We start from the raw sequence: 6752 nt of genomic DNA, 5'->3' as shown, positions 1-6752 counted from the left end.
CTGGTAATGATGGCGAAGAGGCCACACCCGTTCCCATTCCGAACACGGAAGTTAAGCTCTTCAGCGCCGATGGTAGTTGGGGGTCTCCCCCTGTGAGAGTAGGACGTTGCCAGGCTTTATATTATCGCGGGGTGGAGCAACGAGCGAAGCCCTCGTGATAATCCTGCGAGTTGTTTCGATGCATTCACTTCAGAGAAAGACTTGAAGAGGAAGAAACAGTCAGAAACATCAAGCATATACAAAATCTTAAATATTCTATTGTCGCGGGGTGGAGCAGTTCGGTAGCTCGTCGGGCTCATAACCCGAAGGTCGCAGGTTCAAATCCTGTCCCCGCAACCAAATGGTCCCGTGGTGTAGCGGTTAACATGCCTGCCTGTCACGCAGGAGATCGCGGGTTCGATTCCCGTCGGGACCGCCATATTTTTACTAACAACGAAACCAAGTTTCGTTTTTTTTGTTTTTCAGCAAACTATGCTTTAGCATACATTTGTTTAATAGAAGAAAAAAAGGTAAACTACATAATATAAGTGCCTTAGAAATGCTCTTTCTAAGGCTTTTTTAATAAAAAAGTTAGGTGAGAGATATGAACGAAATCGTATTTAACACACATTCCCCAGAAGAAACGGCGAAGATTGCATATAGATTGGGTCAAATAGCGACGCAAGGTACGGTTATTACACTAGAAGGAGATCTTGGTGCTGGAAAAACAACATTCACTAAGGGACTGGCTAAAGGGTTAGGTATCGAAAGAAATGTTAATAGCCCTACTTTTACGATTATTAAAGAGTATAAGGGACGGCTTCCTTTATATCATATGGATGTTTATAGAGTAGAGGATGCTTTTGAGGACCTTGGCTTTGATGAATACTTTGAGGGGCAAGGGGTTACAGTTGTTGAATGGGCTCATTTAATTGAAGATCAACTGCCGAGCGAGTTATTAAGCATACAAATTTTATATGCCGGTGAAAATGAAAGAAGAATTGTATTAATGCCTAAAGGCAAAAAGTATGTGCAATTATGTAAGGAGATTCAAGAATGAAGATTTTAGCAATTGATACATCTAATAATACTTTAGGCGTGTCCATACTGAATGGCAATACGATAGCAGGAGAATTCATCACAAACGTCAAAAAGAACCATTCAGTTCGCGCGATGCCTGCTATTGAGCAGCTGATGAAGGATTGCGAGATGAAGCCTAAGGAACTTGATAAAATAGTTGTAGCAAAGGGACCTGGCTCTTATACAGGCGTTCGAATTGGAGTTACCATTGCTAAAACGTTGGCTTGGACTTTAAATATCCCGATTAGCGGTGTTTCGAGCCTGAAAGTATTAGCGATGAACGGTAAATATTTTGATGGCTACATTGTTCCTTTATTTGATGGTAGAAGAGGTCAAATTTTTACCGGGTTATATGAGTGGAAGAACAATGAGCTGGTATGTGTTAAGGAAGACCGTCTTGTACAAAGCAGCGAGTTTGCAGAAGAACTTTTACAGTTGGAAAGACCAGTCTTATTTATCGGCAATGATATCGATATCCACAGAGAGACATTGCAAACGATCTTAGGAGAGCAAGCTGTCTTTGCTGATGTGACACAACAGAATCCGAGACCAAGCGCTTTAGCTTTCTTGGGAAGTCTTGCAGCTGAGGAAAATGTGCATGAATTTGTACCGGAATATTTGCGATTGGCAGAGGCGGAGGCTAATTGGATTCAACAGCAGAAACAAGCAGGAGAAAATCTGGAAAAGGATGGTATGTAATGGAGCATACAGTATCTATTCGGATGTTAGAAGACCGGGACTTGGATGCCATTATGGAAGTAGAGACGCAGTGCTTTACAGTTCCTTGGAGCAAGGAGGCTTTTTACAATGAGCTTCATCAGAACCGTTTTGCTCACTATCTTGTTTTAGAGGAAGATGAGAAAGTGATTGGCTATTGCGGTGCCTGGCTAGTAGTAGATGAAGCACATATCACAAATATCGCAGTTTTGCCTGCTTATCAGGGCAATGGTTATGGGAAAGTCTTGTTAACGAGCATGATTGATGAGTGCAGAATACGAGCTATCGAGAGAATGACTTTAGAGGTTAGGGAAAGTAATTATGTAGCTCAAGGTTTATATAAGAAATTAGGCTTCGCGGAAGGCGCTATCCGCAAGAACTATTATAGCGATAACCAAGAAGACGCAATTGTAATGTGGGTGAATATTGAGTGAAAGATCAAATTATCGTTGGAATTGAAACCAGCTGTGACGAAACAGCTGTAGCTGTTGTAAAGAATGGTACGGAAATATTGTCTAATGTGGTAGCCTCTCAAATTGAAAGTCATAAACGTTTTGGCGGGGTTGTACCTGAGATAGCCTCCCGACATCATGTAGAAGCGATTACGATTGTACTGGAGGAAGCGCTTGAAAAGGCTGGTATTACCTATGGTGATATAGATGCTATTGCAGTGACGGAAGGACCGGGTTTAGTTGGGGCGCTACTTATTGGTGTAAATGCAGCGAAGGCGATTGCTTTTGCACATGATATTCCGTTAGTCGGTGTCCATCATATAGCTGGCCATATTTATGCGAATCGTTTAGTGAAAGAAATGAAATTCCCGCTTCTTTCTCTAGTCGTTTCGGGAGGACATACAGAGCTTGTTTATATGGAAGAGCATGGTTCGTTTAAAGTATTGGGAGAAACACGTGATGATGCAGCAGGAGAAGCATATGATAAGGTTGCAAGAACACTTGATTTACCTTATCCGGGAGGACCTCACATTGATCGGCTGGCTCAGGAAGGTTCACCTAGCATTAAGCTCCCTCGCGCATGGCTTGAGGAAGGCTCGTATGATTTTAGTTTCAGCGGGTTGAAATCAGCAGTTATTAACACAGTTCACAATGCTGAACAGCGTGGTGAGGAAATTAAACCTGCTGATTTAGCGGCAAGTTTCCAAACAGCTGTTATTGATGTGCTGGTTACAAAAACTGCACAAGCTGTAAAGGAAATGCCTGTGAAGCAAGTAGTTTTAGCAGGCGGGGTGGCAGCTAATAAAGGTTTAAGACAAGCGTTGGAAGATCAGTTCGCCAACCATCCGGAAATTGAGCTGGTCATTCCGCCGCTATCGTTATGTACCGATAATGCAGCGATGATTGCAGCAGCTGGAAGTGTCAGCTTTGAGAAGGGCAATCGCTCAGGCTATAATATGAATGCTGTTCCGGGACTTGATTTAGAGAATCAATAAAGCAAAAGTAATGCTCAGGACTACTGAACTTTCCTGAGCATTATTCTGTCTTTATCCACTTGTGGATAAAATCAATTTTATCAGATTAAAGTATCTTTTGTTCTTGATAAGTAAAAAGAACTGTGAATTATTATTCTGAAATAACAAAAGTGAGCCATAAAACTTATGAAAAATTCATTATGAGCAGATAATATGTGAGTAAAATGAACTAATAGGAGAGGAATATCCCCAACAAGGTCTTTTTATCCTCATTTTAATCCACAAAATAGTAGGCGATATAGTCGCAATTATAGAACTTTTCCACAATATCCACAAAATAAATAGATTTTATCCCCAGAAATACAGATTTCCACAAATAATTTTTAGAAATTTTAGTTTTATCCACATTTCATAGGGTATGTATAATATTTTATAAATTATTAGATTTTATTTTGTGGATAAATAAAAAGAGAAGCTAAGAAAATGATTAGCTTCTCTATATTTTAGATTAGTCTTCTATCAATTCAGCTTCAAGATGTGACCATTCTTCCATCAATGTTTCTAACTCTTCGTTTGCATTGTGGATAATGGCATTAATTTCGATTACTTTTTCATGATCTTGATAAATTTCCGGATCACAAAGCTGCTCATTTTGATAAGCAATCGTATCTTCAAGTTCTTCGAGTTTTCCTTCAATCTCTTCAATACGTCGCTTAATTTGACGCTGGCGCTTCTTTACTTCTTTGTCAGCCTGATAAGATACTGATGCTTTCTCTTCTTTTTTCACCTGCTGGACAGAAGAGCTTTCGTTTTGTTCGAAAGCTTCCAATTCTAATTGCTCCTGTTTTTTCTCCAAGTAGTAGCTGTAATCACCCAAATATTCTGTAGAGCCGGTCTTGGAAAGCTCCACGACCTTAGAGGCAATCCGGTTAATGAAGTAGCGGTCATGGGAAACGAATAAAATAGAGCCGGGAAAATCGACAAGCGCATTTTCGAGAACAATTTTGCTGTCCAAATCCAAGTGGTTGGTCGGCTCATCGAGAATAAGAAAATTAGCGCCTTTCATCATCAATTTTGCCAATGCTAGACGTGCTTTCTCACCACCGCTTAACGTCGATACTGTTTTCAGAACATCATCTCCGGAAAAAAGAAAGTTACCTAAGACGTTGCGGATATCTTTTTCATTGCGATGAGGGTGCTCATCCCACAGCTCATTCAATACTTTTTTATTAGAAGTTAGATTTGCCTGTTCCTGGTCGTAATAGCCGACGATAACATTGGATCCGAAGGAGATGCGCCCTTTGATTGGTTTTAATTGTTCAATGATGGTTTTTAGTAAGGTTGTTTTGCCGACACCATTCGGACCGACAAGCGCGATACTTTCTCCTCTTGTTATAGATAGGTTGATATGGTTAGCAATTGCTTGATCTTCAAAACCAATTGTGACATCAGAGATTGTTGCAACGATATGGCCAGTTTGCTTTTCAATCGAGAATGTAAAGGAAGCTGATTTCTCATCTCCTAATGGTCTGTCCATCACCTGCATCTTCTCAAGCTGTCTGCGTCTGCTTTGCGCTCTTTTTGTCGTGGAGGCGCGGACAATATTTTTCTGGATAAAATCATTCAATTTAGCAATCTCATCTTGCTGTTTTTCGTACTGCTTCATTTCGCGTTCGTAGTCGGCAGCCTTTTGTTCTAAGTACTTACTGTAGTTGCCATGGTACTTTTTAATCGAGGTGCGTGATAATTCATAGACGACGTTGACGACTTTATCCATAAAATAGCGGTCGTGCGATACGATGAGAACAGCGCCTCTGTAGCCTTGTAAATATTGTTCAAGCCAAGTTAATGTTTCAATATCCAGATGGTTGGTAGGCTCATCGAGAATCAATAGCTGCGGTTGAGAAAGAAGCAATTTACCGAGCGCTAATCGTGTCCGCTGTCCACCGCTTAAGGTTGAGACAGGTGTATCATAATCAAAATGATGAAATTGTAGGCCATGCAGGACGGAACGAATATCCGCTTCATATTGATAGCCGCCTTGCTCCTTGAAAGCAATTTGCAGTTCATCATATTCTTTTGTCACTTTTGCATACTTTTCTTCATTATTATAAATAGAAGCGTCCGTCATTTTATGTTCTAATTCACGAAGCTGCTTTTCCATTTGCAATAATGGAGCATATACTGTCAGCATCTCATCCCAAATGGTGCGAGTTGATTCCAGTCCGGTATTTTGGGCAAGATAACCTAGAGTCAGGTCTTTCGGTTTAATAATTTCGCCGCCGTCATAAGACATTTGATCAGCGATTATTTTTAATAAAGTAGATTTGCCGGCGCCGTTTCTGCCAACTAATCCGATTCGGTCACGATCTTGCACTTCTAATTTAATATCTGAAAGGATAACTTCCGCTCCAAAATATTTCGCCAATTTATTTACTTGTAAAATAATCATACTTTTCACCTCAGTTGTATTACTGATAGTTTATACGATATTTCTTCAGTGGGGCAATGATTAACCAATTCTTTTGTGAAAGTCAATACAAACTTTGACACTTTTTTTTGCTAATAGTGTAAAATCAAAGCAAGGGGTAAGATGGTAAGGGAGAAAGTCTGTAATCAACTGGTAACAAAAATACAAAATAAAATGTGCTGGACTATAAAGTTTTGTTAAAAAATAAAAATTTTTACTTTAAGCCCTGAAGAAATTGGACGGATGAATATGTTTTATTGCAAAATACAATGGGGGGGAGTATTTTTATGCCACAAGATACATTAAAAATTCCGCAAGCAACAGCGAAAAGGTTGCCTCTATATTACCGATTTCTAAAGAATCTTCACTCGTCGGGGAAACAACGTGTTTCATCTGCTGAGTTAAGTGAAGCGGTAAAAGTAGACTCAGCAACAATCCGAAGAGATTTTTCCTATTTTGGAGCATTAGGCAAAAAAGGCTATGGTTATAATGTAAATTACTTATTATCCTTCTTTAGAAAAACATTAGATCAAGATGAATTAACAAAAGTAGCTCTAATCGGTGTGGGAAATCTGGGAACTGCTTTTTTGCATTATAACTTCTTGAAAAATAATAATACAAAAATCGAAATGGCATTTGATGTCGATGAAAATAAAGTAGGAACAAAAATAGGCGACATCAATGTTTACCATATGGATCAAATGGAAGAGACAATTAAGAGCGAGGGTGTTTCAGTAGCGATTTTAACCGTACCGGCTCCGGCTGCTCAAAGTATTACAGACCGTTTAGTGAAGGCAGATGTGAAGGGGATTTTAAACTTTACGCCAGCCCGCTTAAATGTGCCGCCATCAATTCGCGTACATCATATTGATTTGGCGGTCGAGCTTCAATCACTTGTTTATTTCTTGAAGCATTACCCAATACAAGCGGATACGGAAGAATAACAATCAAAAAAAGGCTGTTCAACTTTTGAAATGTACCCTTTGTAAAGGACATTTATAAAAAAGGACGCTTAGGCTGCTTGATTAAGATGATCTCTGTATTGTACAGGGGTCATCTTATTTAATTTCCATTGATATC

General features: G+C 39.6%; 6 protein-coding genes, 2 tRNA genes and 1 rRNA gene. 8 read left to right on the top strand and 1 reads right to left on the bottom strand.

What is annotated here, in order from left to right:
- The 7 genes from rrf to tsaD all read left to right on the top strand — a co-directional run bounded on the left by rrf (nucleotide 1) and on the right by tsaD (nucleotide 3223).
- Nucleotides 1–115: ribosomal RNA gene (gene rrf / locus IEO70_RS18085) — 5S ribosomal RNA — on the top strand.
- Nucleotides 116–262: 147 nt separating this feature from the next.
- Nucleotides 263–339: transfer RNA gene (locus IEO70_RS18080), tRNA-Met, on the top strand.
- 3 nt (nucleotides 340–342) lie between these two features.
- Nucleotides 343–418: transfer RNA gene (locus tag IEO70_RS18075), tRNA-Asp, on the top strand.
- A gap of 165 nt (nucleotides 419–583) precedes the next feature.
- The gene (gene tsaE, locus IEO70_RS18070) at nucleotides 584–1039 is read left to right on the top strand and encodes a tRNA (adenosine(37)-N6)-threonylcarbamoyltransferase complex ATPase subunit type 1 TsaE (protein ID WP_190999776.1); all 456 of its coding nucleotides are present in this window, start codon (nucleotides 584–586) and stop codon (nucleotides 1037–1039) included.
- Nucleotides 1036–1758, top strand: coding sequence for a tRNA (adenosine(37)-N6)-threonylcarbamoyltransferase complex dimerization subunit type 1 TsaB (gene tsaB / locus IEO70_RS18065; RefSeq protein ID WP_190999775.1), 723 nt, complete (start codon nucleotides 1036–1038; stop codon nucleotides 1756–1758). Before tsaE ends, tsaB begins: the two co-directional genes overlap by 4 nt.
- A complete protein-coding gene (gene rimI / locus IEO70_RS18060) occupies nucleotides 1758–2210 on the top strand; it encodes a ribosomal protein S18-alanine N-acetyltransferase (RefSeq protein WP_190999774.1) in 453 nt (150 codons plus the stop codon). Before tsaB ends, rimI begins: the two co-directional genes overlap by 1 nt.
- Nucleotides 2207–3223, top strand: coding sequence for a tRNA (adenosine(37)-N6)-threonylcarbamoyltransferase complex transferase subunit TsaD (gene tsaD / locus IEO70_RS18055; protein ID WP_190999773.1), 1017 nt, complete (start codon nucleotides 2207–2209; stop codon nucleotides 3221–3223). Before rimI ends, tsaD begins: the two co-directional genes overlap by 4 nt.
- Before the next feature lie 487 nt (nucleotides 3224–3710).
- Here the strand turns inward: tsaD and IEO70_RS18050 are convergent, their stop codons facing one another.
- Nucleotides 3711–5654, bottom strand: coding sequence for an ABC-F family ATP-binding cassette domain-containing protein (locus IEO70_RS18050; protein WP_190999772.1), 1944 nt, complete (start codon nucleotides 5652–5654; stop codon nucleotides 3711–3713).
- A gap of 305 nt (nucleotides 5655–5959) precedes the next feature.
- Between IEO70_RS18050 and IEO70_RS18045 the strand changes: the two genes are divergently transcribed.
- A complete protein-coding gene (locus IEO70_RS18045; RefSeq protein WP_190999771.1) occupies nucleotides 5960–6616 on the top strand; it encodes a redox-sensing transcriptional repressor Rex in 657 nt (218 codons plus the stop codon).
- Nucleotides 6617–6752: the final 136 nt, after the last annotated feature.

This window comes from Peribacillus faecalis (genome assembly GCF_014712675.1).
Lineage (GTDB): Bacteria > Bacillota > Bacilli > Bacillales > DSM-1321 > Bacillus_AD > Bacillus_AD faecalis.
Note: the sequence above shows the minus strand (reverse complement) of the source record. Positions and strands in the feature narration are given on the sequence as shown.